Here is a 21,288-nt window from a genome sequence, read left to right as displayed (position 1 = left end):
TGGTGATGTCGACTGGCATTTTAATGCGAGTCATCAGACTTAATTCGAGTTGCCAGCGATTGCAAGTCTTGACCGCGAAGTGCCCCTTCGACCAATTCGGGCAAACGATCGGGAGTGCAGGCGAAACAGGGGATTCCGAGGGCGGAAAGTCGCCGTGCAAGGGCTTCGTCGAAACAGGGAGTTCCGCTGTCGGAGAGGGCCAGCAAGCACAACACGCGGACGCCCGATTCGACCATTTCGCCCAACCGACGGACCAATTGCGCTTGGTTGCCTCCTTCAAACAGATCGGTCAGAAGGATGAACAACGTCTCGCTCGGTTCGGTGATAAATTGTTCACAGTAGGCGACCGATTTGTTGATGTCGGTGCCGCCGCCCAATTGAACGCCAAACAACATGTCGACCGGATCGTCGCCGCAGGTCTCGGTCAGGTCGACGACTTCGGTGTCAAACGCGACGACGTGTGTCTTCAGGGCGGGGAGGCTGGCGAAGATCGAACCGGTGACCGCGCCGTAGACAACCGAATCGGCCATCGAACCGCTTTGATCCATATCGACGATCACGGTCCAGTTGTTCGTCCGTTGGGCCCGCGAATAGAAATAGACCCGCTCGGGAATCAAGCGTCCCAATTGGGCGTTGTAGTTTTTTAGATTCCGCCCGATCGTCCACTTCCAATCGATGCTGTTGGCGTGCGGGATCGGAGAGTGTTCGTTCCGATTGAGCGCCCCTTGGACCGCTTGCCGGATCCGTTGTTCCAGGGTGAGTTTGATCTTGTCGGCGACGGCTCGGACGACCATCCGCGCCGTCTCTTTGGTTCGCTCGGGAATCTGACCGCCAAGACTCAACAACGTCCCGACCAGTTGCACGTTCGGCTGCACGTTCTTAAGTAGTTCCGGTTCCAGCAACAGTTCCCGCATCCCTTTGCGGTCGATCGCATCCTGTTGGATCACCGCGACGACGTCTTCGGAAAAGTAGGTGCGGATGTCGCCGAGCCATTTCGCCAAGCGAGGTGAGGATCCGCCCGAACCGGCTGAACGCTTGCCGCCCGATTCGGAACCTTCCTGCGTCTGGTCGTAGATCGCCGCCAACGCTTCGTCCATCAATTGTTGGTCGGCGTCGAGCGACAACTGCCCTCCGCCGTATTCGTTCAATTGATCCTGCGAGCTTGCTCCGAGGATCAAACGCCAGCGACCGAGCTGTTCCGGAGCGATAGGTTTTGAAGTTGCCATCGGGTGTGAGCCAGTGCAGTGAAACGAGGAACGAAGCGAAAAGGCAGTTTTCGGAACTTGTTAATCCAGATGTTAGATGCGGACCAGTTTGCCTAAATTCGCGTTGCCGATAGACGCAATCCTAACGTCTTGATCTCGGACCAAGATCGCTCCTTGTCATTGGAACCAAGCACTACAAACGTCCTCGAGGACCATAATGCTTGCATCCTCATCAGCATAACGAACTCGCGATTGCGACACACCGAATCTGTCCATTTTTAAAACATTTTTTGCCGTTCGGAACGAACTTTGCGGAGCACACACAGATGTCCTATTTGCAGAAAATCTTTTACTCATGGAGGAATAAATGATTCATTCAATCAATCGCGACCAAGTGCGACGTCTCTCGGGCCTACAGGGAGCGCCTCATGTCACCCTTTTCTTACCCGCAGCTCCTGAACAGGGGCTTGCCTCGGATGCCAGCATCGGGCTGGCTCAACTGATCGACAAGTCGCGTCACCAGTTGGCACAGTATTGGATGTCCGCAACCGACGCCAACGACTTTTTGAAGCCGTTGTACGATCTGCAAGAGGATCCGGAATTTTGCCGCACAAAGCGTGGCGGAACTGCAATTTACTTATCCAACGACGTGTTTGAGATCGTCCCGGGATACGAGGAAAAAGAGGCGCGAGCGATCGTAGCGGAAACGTTTTGCCTGCGTCCGATGCTGCTTGCGGAAAATCAATTCGCGGACTTTTACCTGCTGACAATCACGAAGCAAAAGCTTGCGTTGTACCGCGCCAACTTGACGGAGATTACCCAAGTTCATAACGCGGGGCTGCCGGCGAACTTTGAAGAAGCAATGCGAACGACGGCGTTGGAACCGATGCTGGTTCACACAGGATCCGAGGGGATGCACTCGTTAAACACTTCCGATTTTGACCATCGAGCCAACGATCCTTCCGTGGCCACTCCAGCCTGGATCGGATACCTCGAACAGGTGGATGAGGCGGTGTGTGCATATTTGCACGATCGTACGGGATTCTTAATCGTCGCCGGGTCCGAACAGGAAACGGCACTGTATCAACAACGCAGTGTCTGTTCGCAACGTGTTGGGCCGACGCTGCACGGGAATATTGACCAATACTCCCCCGAAACACTACTCCGCGAAGCCCGGCCGGTCGCCACCGAACAGCTCCGACTCCAACGAGAATCCGACGCGCGGGAATTCCGGGAACGGCGTCGGCCCGTTACCCTCGACACGAGGGAAATCTTGTGTGCCGCACAGGTGGGCCGAATTGACACACTTTTCTTCGATCGCGACGCGACACTCTACGGTCGTTTCCACCGCGATCGCAACATTTTGCAAGAAAGTGGTCAGCCTCCTCAGGGGCGGCCTCGCGAAAATTGCCGTGATTTGATCGAAACCGCGATGGTGCAGACGATCTTGCATGGCGGATGTATCCACGCAGCACCGGCCAGCGATATGCCGGTTCGAGCAAAGATGGCAGCGACGTTGAAGTATTGATCGGCATCGCGTTTCTACCAGGCGCAAAACGCAGTGTTGTCACTGCGTCGCGCGCCGGTAGTGGCGGCAACGGCGTGGGGCGATCCCCGGTTGCAAGCCTAAGTCCGCTTCCGCGGACGGTTGAATTTGTCCCGCGCACTGCGCACCGCGGCGGCAAACTGAAGCACTTCGTCGGGAGTGTTATAGAAGTAGAAACTGGCTCGGGTCGAAGCCGAGATCTGCAGCAGTTCGTGAAGCGGCATGGCACAGTGGTGCCCCGCCCGGACGGCGATGCCGCGTCGATCGAGCCATTGCGAAATGTCGTGTGGATGCACTCCATCGATCGCAAAGCTGACGATGCCCGCTTTGTGTTTTGGGTCGGGCCCCAAGATGTGCAACCCTTCGATTTCTTGGAGTGCTTCGTGTGCGAGCGTGCACAGTTGCAGCTCGTAGGCGTGAATCCGATCGAGTCCGACGGAGTCGACGTAATCGATCGCCGCGGCCAAGCCGATCGCTTCGGCAATCGCAGGCGTTCCCGCTTCGAACTTCTCGGGCAGGCCCGCCGGTTCAAAACCAGAGGTGGTCACGCGGTGGATCATCGCACCACCGCCGAGGAAGGGAGGCATTGCGTCGAGCAATTTTTGCTTGCCGTGCAAGACGCCGATCCCTGTGGGACCGCAGACCTTGTGTCCACTGAAGGTCACGAAATCGGCGTTCCATTGATTCACGTCGACCTGCGCGTGCGGGACCGCTTGGGCCGCGTCGACCAACGTCACCGCTCCGGCATCGCGGGCTTTGGCGACTAATTCGGCGACCGGATTGATCGTCCCCAACACGTTGCTGGCTGCGGTCAAGGCGACCAATTTCGGTTGCAAGTCGGATAACCGTTTGTCGAAGGATTCGATGCACAGCCGACCGTCTTCGGTCAGCGGAGCGAATTCGACGCGGCAACCGGTCCGCTGGGCAAGCTGTTGCCAAGGGACGATGTTGGCGTGGTGTTCCATCATCGTCGTCAGGATCACATCGCCCGATTGGATGTTGGCATCGCCCCAGCTGCGAGCGACGAGATTGATCGCGGCGGTCGTGCCGGCGGTGAAGATCAGTTCGCACTCGTTGGCAACCGACAGGAACTGAGCGACTCGCAGCCGAGCATCTTCGTATTTCTGGGTCGATTCTTCGCTGAGCGTATGGATGCCGCGATGGACGTTTGCGTAATAGCCCTCATAGCAGGCATCCATCGCATCGATGACCGCTCGCGGCCGCTGGGTGCTGGCGGCGTTGTCGAGATAGACCAACGGCACGCCCTCGCGCAATTCGCGCGAGAGGATGGGGAAGTCTTGGCGATAGGCCGCAGCATCGATCGCCAGCGGAGAGCGTTCTGTCGTATTCAATTTGGTTCCAATGATGGTTGTCAGTTTTCCTCGCCGAGATGTGGTCCGCCGAAGGTCGGTCCGTCGCCGAATTCATCCAGCGGCGATTGCAGCGCCAATTGAAGCACTCGCCAAGCCAACAGCGCACACTTTTGTTGGCTCACGGCGATCGAAGGACCTACCTGTTCCAACATCGCCCGGGTGTCGAAGTCGCGGATCGCATCGGGCGTCATCCCTTCGATCGTCTCCATCAACATCGATGCAGCCGCTTGGCTGACGACACATCCGTCGCCGTCGAACCACGCCTCTTCGATCTGGCCATCGCTGGGGCTGATTCTCAGTTGCACCTGCATCGTGTCGCCGCACAACGAATTTTCTCCCTCGGCCACGTGCGTCGCCGCTTCGCAATCGCCACGGTGGTAGGGATCCTCAAAATGATCGATCAACGTCTGATCGATCGCTCCATAAGAATTCGACATGGTGGCGGCTGTAGAGGTTCGGTTGGGCGCGTGATCCGCGGGGTCAAAGGGCGGTCGGCGAGAGACCGTTCCCGCCTCTGTCAGTTTATTGACTGGGGCGGACAGACGATAGGAGCCGACCGGATGGCCCCGCCTGACGGCCTACTTTCATTATAGGAGAGAGGCTAGGATCGGCGTCGGCCCTGCTGTAGTTCCGCCGGCAGGCGAGTGGCTCTTCCATCGGAGCGAACGCATGCGATCACCGATTCGGCGAAGACCAATAATTCGTCGTCGCGGAAGATCTCGTACCGATGGCGGATCCTCGCACCGTGAGCTTCCAGGACCGTTGTCGTCAGCGTCAGCTCGTCGTCGAATTCCGCCATCTGGTGGTATTTGACGTTCATTTCGGCGACGACCAACATCCGCCCGTCGGCTTCGAACTGCTTGTAGCTGGAACCGAGACTGCGGAGCAATTCAACGCGGCCACGCTCGAAGTAGTTGAGATAGTTGGCGTGATGAACGCGTCCCTGGCCATCGGTTTCGTGGTAGTTGACGCGGATCGTGAGCGTGTGTTGTTGCGACATGTTCAAGCGTTTGCGGTGGAGAAGGAGGGCCGGCCCAAGAGCTTGCTTGGACCGGCTGTCTTATGAAAAGCGAAAAGATCAAACGCTGGGGGTGAAGTCGTCTTCGGCGGTCAGTCGCGCTGCGAAGTTGGCCAACAGTTCGGCGGCGCTGTCGAGATCGTTCATCGAAACCGTTTCGACGGCGCTGTGCATGTAGCGGTTAGGAATCGCGACCAAGCCGGTCGCCACGCCACCGCTGCTGATCTGCAATGCGTTGGCGTCGTTGGGCGTCGCTCGACCCGCCGCAGCCATCTGATACGGGATCCGCAGTTCGTCGGCGATCTGCACCAACCGCTGCACGACTTTCGGATTCATGTTGGGACCGCGGAAGATCACCGGTCCGCTACCGAGCTTGATGTCTCCCTGCTGCGTCTTGTCGATCGTGGGGCAATCGGTCGCGTGGGTGACGTCGACGGCGATTCCCACGTGCGGTTTGATGCTGGCGGCGGCTGTTGTCGCACCACGCAAACCGATCTCTTCTTGGACGGTCGAGACGCTGTAGATACCACAGGTGGGAGCCATTCCAGCGGCTCGGCGGAGTGCTTCGATGACGACCCACATGCCGGTCTTGTTGTCCATTCCTGGACCCGAGATCAGATCTTCTTGCAGCTGGGTCAGTTCCAGTTTCAGCGTGACCGGATCGCCGATGCGAACCAATTCGGACGCCGCCTGTTGGTCCTTGGCACCGATATCGATCCACAGTTCATTCAGATTGACAACCTTCTTCCGCTCGGCATCGTTCAGCAGATGGATCGGTTTCCGCGCGATCGAGCCGGGGATCGGGCCGGTTTTGGTCCAAACGATCATCCGCTGGCCGATCAATTGTTGAGGGTCCCAGCCGCCGATTGTCTGGGCGTACAGAAAACCTAACTCATCGATGTACGTGACAAGCATTCCGATCTGGTCGCAGTGGCCGGCGAACATCAGCCGCGTGTCTGCGGCTGGGTTGACGATCGCCATCACGTTGCCGTGGACGTCGGTGCGCACTTCATCGGCAGCGGGCTGAATGTATTCGCGGACCAGGGCTTGGATCCGTTCTTCGTAACCCGAGGGGCTGGGGGTTTCGATGGCGGTCTTCAGAAAAGCGTCGGCGGCGGGATTAAGTTGGTCGAGGCGGGACAATGGAACATCCTTTTCAATCATTGGTGCGGTTTGATGATCCCCCGATTATCGCGGCTCCTGCAAACTTGGAAAGCCGTCGATGCCTCGAACCAGCTCTTTCAGGTTCCGAGGGTTCTGGCCGAGGTCTCCTTTGCCCAGCCGAGATTGGCTTTCGGCATCCAGCTGCGCCCCGCCGTCGATCGGCGAAATGCGGACCTGAATGTCGTCGACGTAGTGGAACAGCGACGTCGTGCGCGTCAGATGCAGTTCGGTCCCATCGGCACCGCCGCGCTGTCGTTCCAGTTGCCAGTGGGCTGTCTTTTCAACAAACGCCAGGACGCGCGCGACAAGTTCACCGACCGATTCGGCTGCCAAAACCGGTCGCAGAATCGGGTCGTCCGCCGCCGGATCGAGCTGAGCGTGATTCGTCGTGAAATCGCGACGCCAGTCGTCGACTTGCCAAAAGATCCAACCGGTGACCAGCAGAACAAACGCTCCGATCGCAATTCCCATCTTTTTCCTTCGAGCGTTTCCGTTCACATTCACTTCGCTGAAATCGTTGCCACAACGGTTGTTTCATAATCGCCCGTCATGGTTTGAGGCCGCGGGTGATCCACTAATTCTACCCGCAAGCAAAGCCGCGCGTCCCCCGCTTGATTCGATTGGGCGACGACAGTCGCGATTGTCCGTCCCGCCGCGTAATCGGTTTGGTCGGAAGCCTGAGTCACTCGCCACCGCGAGGCTTGCGGTGGATCCAGCCGCATTCGGAGATCGCTTCGCTTGGCCGGATGCGATCGATGGCGGAACACCTGCTGCGATTCAAACACGACCACCGCGCCGGCGGGCGTTTGCGAAACGACATCAAAAGTTTGCGTTGAGAATTGTGGGTCGTTATCGGTTGGATCTCGTTTGGTGACAACCACACTTTCCGCGTCTCCCAGCCCCACACGTTGCGGGACATGTACACGGAAGATCTGCTGATCCGACGGACCATCAGCCGATGCGAGACCGCAAACGCCCCAGCACCCGATGGCCACGCACCCGGCAATACGGGCTCGTGTAGGTTGCCTACGAACGTTTCGCCGAGGAGATGTGCGCGGACGCATAGCGTTCCCAAAATAGCTTCGCCGGCCCACGATCTTTCGATCGCAGGTCGGCGAAGCAGTGCCCCGAAACACAACCGCAATCAACGATTCCCAAGGAAAACGAAAGCGAATCGTTGACTTGCCCAATGGAAACTCTAGCTCCGATTTGGCGATTGGCAATTTCATTTTCTGACTTTTAGAGACGTCATGCATGGGGGGACATTTGCTCGCGATTGAGATATAATGCACCGCAGCCTGGTGTTCGGTGGGTAGGGGGCTCGCTTGCTGCGACCCTTCCCATGATATTCACCACTCGCTGATCTACGCACTGGATTTTGCCGATCCCCCCGGTAGCGTGGCGGGCGGGTGCTGGGCTGCAAAAGATCCCTCACTGGAAATCCTACCGTGATCGACCCAAGCCTGTTTGAATACATTCGCTGTCCCGTCACGCAATCGATCTTGCGCGTAGGAGCGGATGATTTAATCCAGCGGATCAACCAGCGGATCTCCGATGGGACGGCACGCAACCGGATCGATCGCCCAGTTCAACGACCGCTCGATGCGGGGCTTGTCAACGCCGACAATTCGCTACTGTATCCCGTCTGGGCCGGTATCCCCACTTTGATACCCGACGAAGCGATCCCGATCGATTGCGCCTTGGACGCCGGGCGGGTTATGGAAACTGACGCTTCAGTTTGACCGTCAGCGGGATGGTCTTCTGGCGACGAATCGTGCGAATTAATTTTGGCGTCGGTTGACCGTCTTGTTTGGGTAGTTCCACTTCAACCTGCTCTTCAACGATTCGGTTAACGAGCATCGGAATCGGTTTTTCCGCCGCCGTATGTTTCGCAATCGCTGCTTGCAGATCGGCGAACGACTTCACGTCGAACTCTCCAAACTTCGTGATCACATCGCCCGATCGCACTCCCGCTTCAGCCGCGGCCGTGTTGGGTTCCACCGTTCCGACTTCACAGTTCGGATTCAAGGGACTGCAGCGGACGCCCAGAAAACCACCGCGACACTGAACATCCAAATTGGGGAACAGGGTTTTCAGTCGTTCGGAGCCCTCGAACGAGATGTCGGTGCCAAACAGAGTCAGGCCGCGCCGCAACGGGAGTTCGGCGAGCGTGTCGATCAATTCGTCCCCCGCCGAAACGTTGACCAATTGAAAGTGATCCAACCGCGATAGCTCGGTCAAACCCTGCAGGTCGTCGACAGTGATCGTGGTGTCGCGAATCACCAAATTCCGCAGATCGGGAATGTTGGCGACGTGCTTGACCACATCGGCGGTAATTTTATCGCCGCTCAGAATGACGGTCTCGACACCATGCAGCCATTTCAACCACGAGAGCGCAGCGACGTTTCCCGCCCAATCCTTGGGGATCCGCATGTGGTAATTGTTGCTGACGACCGACGAGGCGAGGTGATATTCGCCAAAGCCGATGAAGATTCCCGCGCCCGTCAGCACTTCCATTGCCCGCTGCTTGCGGTCGTCGCGAACCTCGTCCATCGCCAACTGGGCACGCGTGGCGGCTGACGACGCCCCGGCAGCGCCGATACGTTCCAGCGACTCCCAGGCGAGGTCGCGCGTTTGGCGTTGGGGATCGAATGCGACGGACAATTTGCGCAGCACCGACAAAATCCGCGACGTCGTTTCCAAGTCGCCATCCTGCAGCCCCGCTTCCAACGCTGGTACCGCGGCGGAACCGGCCAACAGCAATCGCGTGGTCGACAATTCACGCAGCCGGTACTGGTCCGAAGCGAGCTGTGCGACCCACTGCTTCAGCTGCGATTCACCGATCTCCGCCACCGCGCTTGTCGGCGGATCGGTGGCAGGACTTTCCGCGGCCGCGTCGGGCTCGTCACCGCGGCAGGTCGAGACCGCCGCGAAAAACAGCATGACGATCGTGGAGCACTTCAGAAAATTCAGCCTCATAACCAATCGACCTACTGATGCGGCTCCGCGGCAGCCGTGGGAAGGACTTCGATTCAACCAGCACGCAGCTTTTGGGCGGCGTACAAATACGGGTTCAACGTCGGATCATTATACATCTTCATCTGGCGGTAGGTGCGATGCGCTTTCCGCCCGGCGAACAGATCGACCAACAATTCTTTCAGCGAATTGGAAAGATCCCCCTGTTGCTGCTGGCACAACGCGATCCGCTGGGTGACCAATTCGCGGTGGGCGTCGGAGGCGTCGTCGCGTTCGAGCTGCTCTTCGTAGTGGTACAACCGCAGCGACATGATCGACAGTCGATCGATCGCGCTGCCGGAGGTTTCGGTGTTGATCGGAGCACCTTCCGTAGTTTCGACGCCATGTTGCGCGAGCATCAGCGTGATCGAATCGTCCAGTTTTTCGATCCAGTCGTTCCGCTTTTGGTTCAGATCGTCGATGTTCCGCTTCACTTGAGCGATCTCCGCGTCGGAAACATCCTTCGCCCGAGCGATGTCTTCTTGGTGCCACAGGCGATAATTGTGCTCGTGTTGCTGGCAAACCAGCTGCATGAAGTCGGAGTACGGATTCGCGATCGGGTCGCGATGCCACTGATCCACAGCATCTGCTTGTAATTGGACGATCGCGTCAACATCGATAGGCAGGGGCATTGTCAAACTCTCCTCTGGCTGGCGAAACAGCCTTGCGGTGCATTGCTTATATATTACCAGCACTCTGGCATCCGCTGCGGATAGTAGGGGAGGATCTTGCCTAAAATCAACCTCATCCCGCCGCCTGCGTTTTTCGTGCCGAAACACGGATTTCCGCAATGCGGGGCCGCGGCCGGTTATGCTCCACCCGGCGAAGGCCTTGCAATCGACAATCGATTTGCCAAGCTATCCACCTGGAACTCTATGAACTCACGCCCCGCCTCCTCCAAGGATCGCTTATCCATGATTCCCTCGCTTTCGCTCCGCTCTGGAGCCCAATTGCCCGTTCTTGGTCTCGGAATGTGGAAAATCCCCAACGAACAGTGCGCTTCGTTGGTTCAAGCGGCCGCCGAAGTCGGATACCGCCATTTTGATAGCGCTTGCGATTACGGGAACGAACGCGAAGTCGGCGACGGGTTGCGGGGAGTGATCGACAGCGGAGTCTGCCGCCGCGAGGATCTTTGGGTGACTTCGAAGCTGTGGAACACGTTTCATCGCAGCGAACATGTCGAAGCCGCCTGCCGCAAGACGCTCAACGATCTGCAGCTCGATTACCTGGATCTCTATCTGATCCACTTCCCGATCCCGCTGCGATACGTTTCGCCCGAGCAGCGGTATCCGCCGGGTTGGTTCTTCGATCCCGAAGCGGCCGAGCCAAAGATGGAGATCGATCGCGTTTCGGTCGCCGAAACCTGGGCGGCGATGGAACAACTGAAGCAATCCGGTCTGGTTAAAGAGATCGGCGTCTGCAATTTCAACATCGCCCTGCTCCGCGACATGCTCGCCTACGCCAACGATCCACCGGCGGTCTTGCAAGTCGAAACGCATCCCTACCTGACACAGGAAAAACTGTTCCAGTTCTGCCGGGAAGAACAGATCGCCTACACGGCTTTCTCGCCTTTGGGAGCCCTCTCCTACCACGAAATTGGGATGGCCGACGGCTCCGATTCGCTGTTGCAGATCGAACCGATCCGGGCGATCGCCGCCGCCCACGATCGCTCCCCAGCCCAAGTGTTGTTGCGTTGGGGCGTGCAACGCGGGACCGCGGTGATTCCGAAAACCACTAAAACCGAGCGGCTGGCCGAGAACTTCAGCCTCTTCGACTTCAGCCTCAGCGACGCGGAGATGGCAACGATCGACGGGCTGAATCGCAATCAACGCTACAATGACCCCGGCGTCTTCTGCCAAGCTGCCTTTAATACGTTTTGCCCTATCTATGAATAGTCAAACCGTTGGACCGAATACGTTTTGCCCTATCTATGAATAGTCAAACCGTTTGCCCACCAACATTTTGCCTTTATTGCGAGTGATCCATTGCCTCCCGCGTTTAACTATCCCGACGACAGTTTGTTTTCGCTCGACCAACACCTCGATGGCGGCGACGTCGCCGCGTCGGTGGTCACGTCGGCGTCGGGGCCGAGTGGTCAGTTGCCGTTGACCGACGAGATCCTTCGCTCGTGGAGCAGCGGCGATCTGTTTGGGCTGACGCAAAACGCCGGCATGGGCTGGGATCCAGCTCGCATGATGGGACCTCAATATCTGTGTCTCAGTACGCAGGGGGGCGTTCGCGATCACGATGGAACGCCGATCGCTTTGGGCTATCACACCGGGCACTGGGAAGTGGGGCTGTTGGTTCAAGCGGCAGCCGAACAATTTTCCGAGGCGGGCGGCGTTCCGTTTGCCGCTTTCTGCAGCGACCCTTGCGATGGCCGATCGCAGGGAACCAATGGGATGTTCGACAGCTTGCCCTACCGGAACGATGCGGCGATCGTGATGCGTCGGTTGATCCGTTCGTTGCCTCGCCGCCGTGGCGTGTTGGGCGTCGCGACGTGCGATAAAGGACTGCCGGCGATGATGCTTGCCGTCTGCGGGACCAACCACTTGCCCAGCGTGATCGTTCCCGGCGGCGTGACGCTGCCGCCGACGGTCGGCGAGGATGCGGGCAAAGTGCAAACGATCGGGGCTCGGTATTCTCAAGGCGAAATATCGCTGGAACAGGCTGGTCTCGAAGGCTGCCGGGCATGCGGATCGCCAGGGGGCGGTTGCCAGTTCCTGGGGACCGCGGCGACCAGCCAAGTGGTTGCCGAGGCGATGGGGCTGACCGTTCCGCATGCGGCGCTGGCACCCAGCGGCCAGCCGATTTGGTTGGACATCGCGCGGCAGAGTGCTCGCAGTCTGATGGCCTTGGATGCTCGCGGGCTCACGCTGGCCGATATCGTTACCGACGATTCGATCTACAACGCGATGTTGGTTCACGCGGCCTGCGGCGGTTCGACAAATCTGTTGCTGCACATTCCCGCGGTCGCTCATGCGGCTGGGCTGCGGTCACCGACTGTCGATGACTGGCACCAAGTCAATAAACTGGTCGCTCGGTTCGTCGATGTCTTGCCCAACGGCCCCGTCGGGCATCCGACGGTCCGGTTGTTCCTGGCCGGCGGTGTTCCGGAAATCATGTGGCATCTCCGCGAGTTGGGGCTGTTGCGCGGCGATGCGATGACGGTCGCCGGCGTCAGTTGGAACGAGATCCTCGACGCCTGGCCACAGTCGGCTCGTCGGAGCGCATTGCGCCAGCGTTTGATCGAATCCGATCGCGTCGATCCCGACGATGTGATCATCCCTCCGGCAACCGCTAAAAAACGTGGACTGACCAGCACCGTCTGCTTCCCGCAGGGGAATCTTTGTCCCGAGGGATCGGTGATTAAATCGACATCGATCGATCCGAGTGTCGTTGGCGACGACGGCGTCTATCGTAAGACTGGCCCGGCGCGGGTCTTTGTCAGCGAACGCGATGCGATCGCGGCGATCAAGGGGAACCATCCCCAGCCGGTTCAGGCGGGAGATGTTGTTGTTCTGGTCGGCCGTGGCCCGTTGGGGAGCGGAATGGAGGAGACCTATCAAATCACGTCGGCTTTAAAGTTCTTGCCCTGGGGCAAACATGTAGCGCTTGTCACCGACGCTCGGTTCTCGGGGGTCAGCACCGGCGCGTGCATCGGCCATGTGGGCCCGGAGGCGTTGGCGGGAGGACCGATCGGCCGCGTCCAGGACGGCGACCAGATCGAAGTCGTTGTCGATCGAATCGGATTGCACGGCAGCGTGAACTTAATCGGGACCGCTGACAAATCGCTGACGCCGGCGGAAGCCGAAGCGCTGCTCGCATCGAGGTCGCCGCATCCGCAATTGGCTGTCGACCCCAAGATGCCCGACGATTCAAGACTCTGGGCCGCACTGCAGCAAGTCGGCGGCGGCACGTGGAGCGGATGCGTCTACGATGTCGACAAGATTATCGCCACGCTCGACGCGGGCCGACAGGCGTTGGAAAAGGAAGGCACGTGAGCGAGCTACCTGGGCTGACTCGATGCCAACCGTGTTGAGCGGTCTGCGGTCTGGTGTGCGATGCTGGCTTGTCGGTTGTGATTACTGATTCTTGGCGGATGTTACCGTGCGTATCTTGCGCGGTGAATGATCCTGGTGCTGTCTTGGGCGTTCTCATTTTGCGCGTTTGGCAGACTTATGCGATGTCCCACCTCTCGCCGCCATGGTTGCCATGGAGTCACGGCCGGAGGGATTGAAAGAACTCAGCCTGAGTCGAAAGGCTGCCAGTTGTGGTGCTTCATTGGCGAAGATGAACGCTGATCAGTGCGCCCTCTATTCTGGAAGCGCTGCGTGCAGTGCCGTTTGCAAGAACGCTAATCTTTGCTGATTTGCACTATTGGGAATGTGCATTGAAATTCGTTGACTGTTTCGCTGGCGGAGCGATTGTTGGTCCGGCGGGACCATCGTTCTGTCGGCACGGTGGCGCGAGGCGATTGGCTGTGGGCAAAGACGCTTGAACTGCGGTAGACGAAGTGCGGATTTGTGTTCCGCCCTGTTGAGGCTCTCGATCGCGAAATGCGAGCTGGAGCCAGTTGCGAGTGACTTCGTCGATCGGTGTGCCTTCGCGGCATACCTGATAATCGAGCTTGGCAATGATGTCGTTATCGAACCTTAGAGAATCGAGTTTCGTTAACTGCTCCTGCGTGAACAACGACTCCTTGTCTTTCCTCAGTAACAACACGGCTTTGTCAACAACTCCCAATAGCCCCTTGGGATCGCTTAGGTCACGAATCGTGTAGCGAGAATGTAAAAACTGCGGCTTCCAGAGCGGGACGACGAGCCACTCTTTGTTTGCGACAGCCTTCTCGAATGCGTCAAAGCAATCTTCTTCGGTGCCGTGGTGGAATTGGTAGCCTGCATCGCCAAGTCCGTATTCGTCTATCATCTTGACGGAAAACCGACTGATTCCCGCACCGGGATTAATGCCCTGAATGTCCCGCTTCATCTTCTCAAGCACTTCCGGCTTCAGCAGGTCCGCAACCTCGGCAACCGCCGATTCGGGAACATAATCAGGCACACCCCACAATGCATACGGCTCGTAGTGCAAACCAAGTTCAAGCAGCGGTACCGTCTGCTCGACGTTGGCTTTGTAGCCACCGTGACTGGACGGAAGCCAAGCTGACACGAGCATGTCGGTCTCCCCGGCTTGCAGCTTTTTGAAGTTGTCTTCGTGGGGCGAACAAACACGTTCGACCTCAAACCCCATGTCTTGCAAAACATGGGCAACAAGCGACGCGGTCAGACGATGAAACGAAAGATCGGTCACGCCAATCGTGATTGTTTGAGACACGAAAAACACTCCAGCGTGTTTGGACTAAGAGGAGCCAGAACGATCGAAAGCTTCACTAAGCGATGTGAGTCATTTCGTTAAGTGTGAAATCTTCAACCATTCCGTCAGTGGCCGCCATGTAGTCTTTCAAATGCTGATTGTTCATGTGCGTTTGCCACAGTTCACGCGACTCCCAGTTCTCGTAGAACAGAAAATGCGAGGGGTTTTCGTTGTCCTGATGCAGGTCGTACTGAATACATCCGTCTTCGGCTCGCGTGATCGGAATCAGCTTTTCGAGTTCTGCTTTCACACTGTCGATGTGGTCCGCTTTGACTTTGATGTTGCCGACGATGGTTAGCTTTGCCATGGTTCGTTTCCTCGTAATGGATGAAAAAAAGTGGTTCTGTGTGATCGGACTACTTCCAGCCCTCAATAACGATTTTGCCGATCGCCTTGCCCGTTTCGAGTTTGGCGTGCGCGTCTCGTAGATTCGCGGCGTTGATAGGCGTGACGACGTCGTTGGCCGTTGCTCGAATACGGCCTTCGTCGATCCAACCGGCAATGCGATTGAGCAATCGATGCTGTTCGACCATGTCGGGCGTCTGAAACATCGAACGGGCGAACATGAACTCCCACGAAAATGACGCGGCTTTCATTTTCATGTTCTGCTGATCCAGCGGTTCGCTGTTCTCAACAATCGTGACGATGTGGCCCTGTGGGCGGATTAAGTCCGTCGATGCCGTCCAGTGCCCGTCGGTGTCGTTGAACATGGCGATGTAGTCAACGTGCTTCATGCCGAGGTGTTCAATTTGCGGGCGAAGTGGTTCGCGATGATTGATGACGTGATCAGCTCCGAGGTCGGTGACCCATTGGATCGATTCCGGACGGGAAGCTGTCGCGATCACGCTCAGCCCGGCGATCTTGGCAAGCTGAATGCCAATCGAACCAACACCTCCGGCTCCACCGATGATGAGAATCGTCTCGCCCTTGTTCGCTCCATCAACATCAATGCCCAGCCGGTCAAAGAAAGCTTCATAAGCAGTGATGGAAGTCAACGGCAACGCTGCGGCGTGAGCGAAATTCAGTGACTGTGGTTTAGCACCGACGATGCGTTCGTCAACCAGATGGAACTCAGAGTTCGTTCCTTGCCGAGTGATGTCGCCAGCGTAGAAAACTTCGTCGCCCGGTTTGAACAGTGTGACGTCCGACCCAACCTCTTCAATGACGCCTGAAGCGTCATAGCCGAGCACTTTGGGTGAGTCCTCGATCGTGTCTTTGGGCGCACGCACCTTGTAATCCACCGGGTTGACCGCGATCGCTTTCGTCGCGACCAATACGTCATGCCCCGTTGGCTTTGGCTTGTCGAGTTCGAGGTCCATCAACGAATTCGGGTCGTCGATAGGAAGGTAGTGTGTCAGTCCAACGGCTTTCATCTGTATTTGTCCCTGTATGGATTGTGTTCTGTTTTTGTCGAACGTCTCATCGTCCCAACATGCCTTCGCTAAACGGCTTGAATCGAAAGATATAGAACGGTTTCGATGTTTTGTCTTTGCCGCCATTGAACGCCGATCCCAAGTGGACTTGAGCAGCCGATACGTACATATAGCCGTTTTGGCTGTAGCTGATTCCGTCAGGCCATTGCATCCTCTCGTCAGAGGCAATCATTGAGTACTTACGTTCAGGGGAGGAAACAAAACCGATGCTGTGGCTGCCAACGTTCGTGAAGTAGAGATTGCCCTGCTGGTCAATTGAAAGGCCGCCATTGTTCACTTTGTCGCTGTAAGTCTCGACCTTGTCGCCGAGTTGTTGGTCGGTCATCTCGTGGTCGGCGAGTGCCGCGATCGGCAGGCGATAAATCTTGCCACCGTTGAGAGGGCAGAAATAGAGCCACTCGTTGTTCGCATCGAGCGTAATGCCGTCCGCTCCCACGAAGATTGGCGTCATCTTGCCGTTCGCGCTGACACCCAGCGGTTTGCCATCAATCAATGTCGGCATGTCACGATCGGGAGCCGTCGAATGATGATCTTGCAGGACGCGTCGGACCATTCCAGTTGCCAGATCAACGACCACCAAAGCTGCTTTGGAACCATCGCCGCCCCGAGCGATTCCTTCATCAGCAATCACAATCAGCTTCCGCTTCTCATCAATCGCGAAATCGTTGAGCTGCGAAATATCCAGACTCGCGGGCGCCGGAATGTAGATGATCCGATGCAGCTTGTTCTTCTGAGTATCCCACGCGACCAGCTTGGGCGTGATGTTGTTGCGCGTGCCCATATCGAGCATCCAGACAATGCCCTTCGAGTCATTCCGAATTCCCAGCACATCATCGAGATACCAATCATTCTCATCGCGAGGCGTGTTCCACTGCTTGTTCGGAAACGGCACAACAGTCTTTGCCGTCGCATCGTAAGTCGCTACGCGTATGTCTGGCTTGAAGAAAGGGTGATGGCTCAGAACCAGTGTTCCATCATGCGTGTATGCGATGTTCCCAACCGCTTGGTCGAGCTGAGCAAACAGTTCAAGTTCAACGTTCGGATCTTGCCCCGACGCGTTGCCGCAAAACAGCACCGTCACAGCAAAAGCGAAAATGCAACTGAGTTTGTTCACTTGAAGTCCTCGTTCATGTTTTTAATTGCGACGGCCGCAAATTCGCTTTCCGTCAAATCCCCCTATCCGTTTCCGATTGAACAGATAGTATGGATATCACAATAAATGGCAAGAACGCACATTTTGGACCAGTAGGCACACAATGGATACTAAAGGCAAGAATCGGCACGTTGACTACGACAAACCGGCGTGTCCAGTCGAAGCCACGCTGGAGCTGATCGGCGGCAAGTGGAAAGGAATTATCCTATTCCATTTGCTCGAAGGCCGGCTTCGTTTCAGTGAACTGAAACGCAAGGTGGGTTGCGTAACTCAGCGCATGCTGACCAAGCAGCTGCGAGAACTTGAGGCCAGCGGTCTGGTCAATCGAACCGTCTACGCCGAAGTTCCACCGCGTGTCGAATACGAATTGACGAAAGAAGGCAAGTCGCTCAAGTCCATTTTGAACGCCCTGAAGAAGTGGGGTGAGTCTCACGCGGTCCAACTCATCGACGCACGAGTGTCGAGCGAGTCTTAAGTGCGTAAGATTAGAGAGCGTGCAATTTTTGGCGATTGAGTAAGCTCTACCCGCCACTCATACTGCGGCCGAGCAAATCGACCAGACTCAAAAAGTCGCAACTGTCGAGCCGGATGAACTTTGTCACGTGTTCGGAGATGAAATTGAGGTCACACCTGACCGAAGACTGACACAACGCATTCGACATGGGAGGCAATGACAAAACCCTCAGCCACAGAAGAAGTTGCCATGGAATGGCATTGATTCGGAGCGCGACCCGGACATTTGAAGCTCCCCGTTGCAGACTCGAACGATAGCTGCACCGCCCGCAAGGATAGTGGACAGTGAAACCCAGCAAGTGGTTTGTTGAAAGCCACTTACGAATTCATGCCCCAAATTGCACGAACTGATTGAACTTTTTGAGACCAGCGATTTACACCGAAAAGCCTATGAAAAAAGCCGACGATCGCATTCGATCGGCGGCTTTCATTTTCGAGTGGAGGATAACGGACTTGAACCGATGACCTCCTGCATGCCATGCAGGCGCTCTCCCAACTGAGCTAATCCCCCGGATTTGGGTTCGAGACCGATGGGCCTCGTTTGGTTGGCGGAAATTAACACGGAATCGATCGGGCGTCAAGCGTCACTGGGACTGCGATTTGCCGGGCGATCCTGAAAAATCCCAAGGAATGCTGGTTTTTCCAGATCTTCCGCAATTTCCGTGCCTCGATTTCTAGGCGACCGTTTGTAACGGTTGCACCCGCTGCGAAATTCGCCGGAACTATGTTTGCCTGGCAGGGTTGAATACAATGTCAAAAATTGTGCAACGCGTCGGGCGATGCAACAAATCGCTTGAATCTGGATGAATCCATGGCGATTCGATCCGTTTTGTCCAAGGGAGTATGAAGAATGCGTAAGCAGCGATCGCGCCCTCGCGCGGCGTTTACGTTGTTGGAAGTTCTGCTGGTTTTGATCATCCTGGTGATCATTGGTGGAATTGTGACCGTGAATTTCGTCGGCATCCAAAAGGGGGCCCAAGATGACACCGCTCGGACCCAGCTGAACAATATCAAGAGCGGGATCAAGTTGTATCAGTTGCAAGTCGGCACCCTGCCGAGCAGCTTGGAAGGTCTTCGCGAGAAGCCGAACGACATTGCCGACCCCACCCGCTGGAAGGGGCCCTACTTCGATGAAGAGATCCCTGCGGATCCTTGGGGGAATAACTACAAGTACGCTCCCAGCGGCACCGGCTTCGAATTGCGAAGCGCTGGGGCCGATGGTCAGGAAGGATCCGAAGATGATGTCGTTGTGACCAGCGGTACCGTTTAGGTCTGACGGACAACATCATGCAGCCAACCCCGATTCCAACTCCATCTCGTCGCTGCCCGCGGGCAGTTCGCCGAGGGTTCACCCTGTTGGAACTGCTGTTGGTCTTGGTTCTGATCGCCGCTTTGTCGGCGATGGCCGTTCCGGCGATCAGCGTGCTGATGGCCGATGGGCGGATCAAACGGGCCGGCGATGAAGTTCGCATCGTGCTTGCCCAATCGCGGCTCAAAGCGATGCGAACCGGACGGACGCACATGTTCCGCTGCGAGATCGGCACCAGCCGGTACAGTGTCCAGCCGTGGAACGATGCCAGCGACATGACCGAAGCTGCCGACATGTCGGGGCAGACGTTGCCGGGGACCGCGGGAACTCAAGCCGCTGTCGCCAGCTACACGCCTCCCGAACCAACGGCCGCGGATGTCTTGGAGCTGCCCGAAAACATCGTCTTTGCCGACGAACAAGTCGAATCGTCGCAGCGCAGCATGTTCATTCTTCAACAAGCCGCGATGGCAGCCGAAGAGGGATGGTCGCAACCAATTCTGCTGTACGCCGATGGAACGACCAGCACGGCGGTGGTTCGAGTGAAATCCGAGGATGGCAGCATCGTCAAAGTCCAATTGCGTGGGCTGACCGGCGAAGCGACGGTTTCGGAGGTGACGAGCGATGAAAGTTAAAACCGCCTGGTCACACGAGCTTCCAACCCGTCGCCCCGCAACGTTCCACAAAACAATTCTTCGGACGGGGTTCTCGTTATTTGAGATCATTTTGGCGATCGCGATCTTTGGGATCGCGATGGCGATGTTGGGGAATATAGTTTCCAACGGAGCCAAAGCGGCGATCGAAGCCCGCGACTTGGCCCGCGCCCAGATCATGTGCGAATCGAAGATGGCCGAAGTGATGTTGAATTCTGCCGGTCCGCAACCGATCGCCAACGTATCGTTGGAGTCCAATGACACGCTTCGGCAATGGGAGTATTCGGTGCTTACCGAACCGGCGCCGATGTCGGGGATGGTTTCCGTTCAAGTCAGAGTTCAGTCGGTGTCGCAGGATGCATCGGTGGTGCCTGTTGATTTCACGTTAACGCGTTGGATCATCGATCCGGCGATGGACCTGCAAGGCCTAGAGGACGAAGCGGCGGCATTGGCAGCGGAAGAAGAAGCGATGGCGACTAGCGATGGAGCGGGGATATGATCCGCGAGGTCTTTCACCACCGATCGACGGCGAGGGCTTGTCGCTACCAAGCGACTCGCCGCGGCTTCACGCTGTTCGAAGTTGTCGTCGCGTTGGGCTTGAGCGTCGTGTTGATGAGCATGATCGGATTTGCAATGCAGTTTTATGCGATGCAGTTGAACGTTCGCGATTCCGAAGCCCGCCGAACGCAACTGGCTCGAGCGATCCTGCGAATGATTGCTGAAGATCTGCAGGCTTGTATCTATCCGCAAGAGTTTGATGCCGGTGCGCTCGCCGAAGTCCTGGCCTCGTCGGCGACGGGAGCTGCCGCGGGCGCTTCGAGTGGTTCCTCGTCGAGTTCCGAATCCGATGCGGTGACCGTGGAGGAGGGGGACGAATTAGAAGCGACAGCGATCTCCGATTCGATGGCTTCAACGGTTCGCCCAGGTCTGATCGGCAATCAATATCAGATCCAATTCGACGTCAGCCGGCTGCCGCGGATGGAAGAGTATTTGCCGATGTTGACCAATCCGACCGACGTCGGAATTCAAGACATGCCGAGCGACGTCAAGACGGTCGCCTATTTTGTCCAGCAAGCAAATCTGTCGGGCGTTGGCGACAGCATCGGACAATTGAGCAGCGGCGGGGCGACGAACCTGCAATCTAGCAGCGGCCTTGTGCGACGAGCGCTCTCCCGCGAACTGACAACATACGCCTCCGAATCGGGAGACGTGATGCGGTTGAATCAGACCGGCGACGTGTTGGCGCCGGAGGTGCTGCAGATCGAGTTCGCTTACTTCGATGGCACGCAGTGGATCTACGAATGGAATTCCGACGAATTGCAAGGTTTGCCGATCGCCGTTCAGATTCGGCTAACGCTCGGCAAGCCGCCCGGTTCGGCCGAGGATCCGGCAACTGCAGGCCTTGCGACCGCTGGGGATCCGACGACCGGTGACGTCTATGATTTGATGGTCCGTTTGCCGATGGCGCAGATCGTGTCCGAAGAGGAAATGACCGAGACCGACCTTTCCGCAGCGGGGCTTTAAACCATGGCACAA

At 57.1% G+C, this 21,288-nt stretch carries 22 protein-coding genes and 1 tRNA gene; 9 read left to right on the top strand and 14 right to left on the bottom strand.

The window, feature by feature from the left end:
• Positions 1-20: 20 nt before the first annotated feature.
• Complete coding sequence (locus tag Poly24_RS19095) at positions 21-1,226, bottom strand: VWA domain-containing protein (protein WP_145099180.1); 1,206 nt, start codon at positions 1,224-1,226, stop codon at positions 21-23.
• A 346-nt stretch (positions 1,227-1,572) separates the two neighbouring features.
• Here Poly24_RS19095 and Poly24_RS19090 point away from each other — a divergent pair, with 346 nt between their 5' ends.
• Positions 1,573-2,733, top strand: a complete 1,161-nt coding sequence (locus tag Poly24_RS19090; RefSeq protein WP_145099177.1) for a baeRF3 domain-containing protein — start codon at positions 1,573-1,575, stop codon at positions 2,731-2,733.
• A 98-nt stretch (positions 2,734-2,831) separates the two neighbouring features.
• Here Poly24_RS19090 and Poly24_RS19085 read toward each other — a convergent pair whose 3' ends face one another.
• From Poly24_RS19085 to Poly24_RS19060, 6 genes are all read right to left on the bottom strand, one after another.
• Positions 2,832-4,103: an aminotransferase class V-fold PLP-dependent enzyme gene (locus Poly24_RS19085; RefSeq protein WP_145099174.1), complete on the bottom strand. Its 1,272-nt coding sequence runs from the start codon at positions 4,101-4,103 to the stop codon at positions 2,832-2,834.
• 20 nt (positions 4,104-4,123) lie between these two features.
• The gene (locus Poly24_RS19080; RefSeq protein ID WP_145099171.1) at positions 4,124-4,561 is read right to left on the bottom strand and encodes an iron-sulfur cluster assembly scaffold protein; all 438 of its coding nucleotides are present in this window, start codon (positions 4,559-4,561) and stop codon (positions 4,124-4,126) included.
• A 164-nt stretch (positions 4,562-4,725) separates the two neighbouring features.
• Positions 4,726-5,124: an acyl-CoA thioesterase gene (locus Poly24_RS19075; protein ID WP_145099169.1), complete on the bottom strand. Its 399-nt coding sequence runs from the start codon at positions 5,122-5,124 to the stop codon at positions 4,726-4,728.
• Between the two features lie 78 nt (positions 5,125-5,202).
• Entirely contained in the window at positions 5,203-6,285 is a 1,083-nt protein-coding gene (locus tag Poly24_RS19070; protein WP_231753229.1) for a M42 family metallopeptidase, read from the bottom strand.
• A 45-nt stretch (positions 6,286-6,330) separates the two neighbouring features.
• Positions 6,331-6,777 carry a DUF1499 domain-containing protein gene (locus Poly24_RS19065; RefSeq protein WP_145099161.1) on the bottom strand — a complete coding sequence of 149 codons (447 nt, stop codon included), beginning with the start codon at positions 6,775-6,777 and terminating at the stop codon, positions 6,331-6,333.
• 29 nt (positions 6,778-6,806) lie between these two features.
• Entirely contained in the window at positions 6,807-7,301 is a 495-nt protein-coding gene (locus Poly24_RS19060) for a hypothetical protein (protein ID WP_145099158.1), read from the bottom strand.
• 453 nt (positions 7,302-7,754) lie between these two features.
• On the opposite strand from Poly24_RS19060, the gene Poly24_RS19055 reads away from it, so the two are divergent.
• Positions 7,755-8,048: a Trm112 family protein gene (locus Poly24_RS19055; RefSeq protein WP_145099155.1), complete on the top strand. Its 294-nt coding sequence runs from the start codon at positions 7,755-7,757 to the stop codon at positions 8,046-8,048.
• Here Poly24_RS19055 and Poly24_RS19050 read toward each other — a convergent pair.
• Positions 8,023-9,285 (bottom strand): PDZ domain-containing protein, encoded by a 1,263-nt coding sequence (locus tag Poly24_RS19050; protein WP_145099152.1) that lies wholly within the window; start codon positions 9,283-9,285, stop codon positions 8,023-8,025. The genes Poly24_RS19055 and Poly24_RS19050 overlap by 26 nt on opposite strands.
• Before the next feature lie 53 nt (positions 9,286-9,338).
• Positions 9,339-9,953 carry a DUF4254 domain-containing protein gene (locus tag Poly24_RS19045; RefSeq protein WP_145099149.1) on the bottom strand — a complete coding sequence of 205 codons (615 nt, stop codon included), beginning with the start codon at positions 9,951-9,953 and terminating at the stop codon, positions 9,339-9,341.
• Between the two features lie 282 nt (positions 9,954-10,235).
• Between Poly24_RS19045 and Poly24_RS19040 the strand changes: the two genes are divergently transcribed.
• A complete protein-coding gene (locus Poly24_RS19040; protein ID WP_145099146.1) occupies positions 10,236-11,216 on the top strand; it encodes an aldo/keto reductase in 981 nt (326 codons plus the stop codon).
• Between the two features lie 123 nt (positions 11,217-11,339).
• Positions 11,340-13,325: a YjhG/YagF family D-xylonate dehydratase gene (locus Poly24_RS19035; protein ID WP_197452601.1), complete on the top strand. Its 1,986-nt coding sequence runs from the start codon at positions 11,340-11,342 to the stop codon at positions 13,323-13,325.
• Positions 13,326-13,698: 373 nt separating this feature from the next.
• On the opposite strand, the gene Poly24_RS19030 is transcribed toward Poly24_RS19035, so the two are convergent.
• Genes Poly24_RS19030 through Poly24_RS19015 form a run of 4 tightly spaced genes read right to left on the bottom strand, consistent with a single transcriptional unit; the run spans position 13,699 to position 17,241 of the window.
• Complete coding sequence (locus tag Poly24_RS19030) at positions 13,699-14,655, bottom strand: glycine betaine ABC transporter substrate-binding protein (RefSeq protein WP_197452019.1); 957 nt, start codon at positions 14,653-14,655, stop codon at positions 13,699-13,701.
• Between the two features lie 55 nt (positions 14,656-14,710).
• A complete protein-coding gene (locus Poly24_RS19025; protein ID WP_145099140.1) occupies positions 14,711-15,001 on the bottom strand; it encodes a putative quinol monooxygenase in 291 nt (96 codons plus the stop codon).
• 49 nt (positions 15,002-15,050) lie between these two features.
• Positions 15,051-16,067, bottom strand: a complete 1,017-nt coding sequence (locus Poly24_RS19020; protein ID WP_145099137.1) for a zinc-binding alcohol dehydrogenase family protein — start codon at positions 16,065-16,067, stop codon at positions 15,051-15,053.
• A gap of 46 nt (positions 16,068-16,113) precedes the next feature.
• Positions 16,114-17,241 carry an L-dopachrome tautomerase-related protein gene (locus tag Poly24_RS19015; protein WP_145099134.1) on the bottom strand — a complete coding sequence of 376 codons (1,128 nt, stop codon included), beginning with the start codon at positions 17,239-17,241 and terminating at the stop codon, positions 16,114-16,116.
• Positions 17,242-17,383: 142 nt separating this feature from the next.
• Between Poly24_RS19015 and Poly24_RS19010 the strand changes: the two genes are divergently transcribed.
• Positions 17,384-17,755, top strand: coding sequence for a winged helix-turn-helix transcriptional regulator (locus Poly24_RS19010; protein WP_145099131.1), 372 nt, complete (start codon positions 17,384-17,386; stop codon positions 17,753-17,755).
• Positions 17,756-18,231: 476 nt separating this feature from the next.
• Here the strand turns inward: Poly24_RS19010 and Poly24_RS19005 are convergent.
• A tRNA-Ala gene (locus tag Poly24_RS19005) sits at positions 18,232-18,304 on the bottom strand.
• Between the two features lie 339 nt (positions 18,305-18,643).
• Here Poly24_RS19005 and gspG point away from each other — a divergent pair.
• The 4 genes from gspG to Poly24_RS18985 are packed head-to-tail and all read left to right on the top strand — an operon-like array spanning position 18,644 to position 21,276.
• Positions 18,644-19,063: a type II secretion system major pseudopilin GspG gene (gspG, locus tag Poly24_RS19000; protein ID WP_145099128.1), complete on the top strand. Its 420-nt coding sequence runs from the start codon at positions 18,644-18,646 to the stop codon at positions 19,061-19,063.
• Positions 19,064-19,080: 17 nt separating this feature from the next.
• Positions 19,081-19,734: a prepilin-type N-terminal cleavage/methylation domain-containing protein gene (locus Poly24_RS18995; RefSeq protein ID WP_145099125.1), complete on the top strand. Its 654-nt coding sequence runs from the start codon at positions 19,081-19,083 to the stop codon at positions 19,732-19,734.
• Positions 19,724-20,251 carry a type II secretion system protein gene (locus Poly24_RS18990; RefSeq protein WP_145099122.1) on the top strand — a complete coding sequence of 176 codons (528 nt, stop codon included), beginning with the start codon at positions 19,724-19,726 and terminating at the stop codon, positions 20,249-20,251. The genes Poly24_RS18995 and Poly24_RS18990 overlap by 11 nt, the downstream gene beginning before the upstream one ends.
• Positions 20,248-21,276 carry a prepilin-type N-terminal cleavage/methylation domain-containing protein gene (locus Poly24_RS18985; RefSeq protein WP_145099119.1) on the top strand — a complete coding sequence of 343 codons (1,029 nt, stop codon included), beginning with the start codon at positions 20,248-20,250 and terminating at the stop codon, positions 21,274-21,276. The genes Poly24_RS18990 and Poly24_RS18985 overlap by 4 nt, the downstream gene beginning before the upstream one ends.
• The last annotated feature ends 12 nt before the right edge of the window (positions 21,277-21,288 follow it).

The organism is Rosistilla carotiformis, assembly GCF_007753095.1.
Taxonomy (GTDB): domain Bacteria; phylum Planctomycetota; class Planctomycetia; order Pirellulales; family Pirellulaceae; genus Rosistilla; species Rosistilla carotiformis.
The sequence above is the reverse complement of the archived record's forward strand: the minus strand, read 5'-3'. Positions and strand labels throughout refer to the sequence as shown.

Bases quoted from the DNA above. Each gene is read 5' to 3' on its own strand.
- Poly24_RS19095 (WP_145099180.1), bottom strand. From the start codon at position 1,226: ATGGCAACTTCAAAACCTATCGCTCCGGAACAGCTCGGTCGCTGGCGT.
- Poly24_RS19090 (WP_145099177.1), top strand. From the start codon at position 1,573: ATGATTCATTCAATCAATCGCGACCAAGTGCGACGTCTCTCGGGCCTA.
- Poly24_RS19080 (WP_145099171.1), bottom strand. From the start codon at position 4,561: ATGTCGAATTCTTATGGAGCGATCGATCAGACGTTGATCGATCATTTT.
- Poly24_RS19075 (WP_145099169.1), bottom strand. From the start codon at position 5,124: ATGTCGCAACAACACACGCTCACGATCCGCGTCAACTACCACGAAACC.
- Poly24_RS19065 (WP_145099161.1), bottom strand. From the start codon at position 6,777: ATGGGAATTGCGATCGGAGCGTTTGTTCTGCTGGTCACCGGTTGGATC.
- Poly24_RS19050 (WP_145099152.1), bottom strand. From the start codon at position 9,285: ATGAGGCTGAATTTTCTGAAGTGCTCCACGATCGTCATGCTGTTTTTC.
- Poly24_RS19045 (WP_145099149.1), bottom strand. From the start codon at position 9,953: ATGCCCCTGCCTATCGATGTTGACGCGATCGTCCAATTACAAGCAGAT.
- Poly24_RS19040 (WP_145099146.1), top strand. From the start codon at position 10,236: ATGATTCCCTCGCTTTCGCTCCGCTCTGGAGCCCAATTGCCCGTTCTT.
- Poly24_RS19025 (WP_145099140.1), bottom strand. From the start codon at position 15,001: ATGGCAAAGCTAACCATCGTCGGCAACATCAAAGTCAAAGCGGACCAC.
- Poly24_RS19020 (WP_145099137.1), bottom strand. From the start codon at position 16,067: ATGAAAGCCGTTGGACTGACACACTACCTTCCTATCGACGACCCGAAT.
- Poly24_RS19010 (WP_145099131.1), top strand. From the start codon at position 17,384: ATGGATACTAAAGGCAAGAATCGGCACGTTGACTACGACAAACCGGCG.
- gspG (WP_145099128.1), top strand. From the start codon at position 18,644: ATGCGTAAGCAGCGATCGCGCCCTCGCGCGGCGTTTACGTTGTTGGAA.
- Poly24_RS18995 (WP_145099125.1), top strand. From the start codon at position 19,081: ATGCAGCCAACCCCGATTCCAACTCCATCTCGTCGCTGCCCGCGGGCA.
- Poly24_RS18990 (WP_145099122.1), top strand. From the start codon at position 19,724: ATGAAAGTTAAAACCGCCTGGTCACACGAGCTTCCAACCCGTCGCCCC.
- Poly24_RS18985 (WP_145099119.1), top strand. From the start codon at position 20,248: ATGATCCGCGAGGTCTTTCACCACCGATCGACGGCGAGGGCTTGTCGC.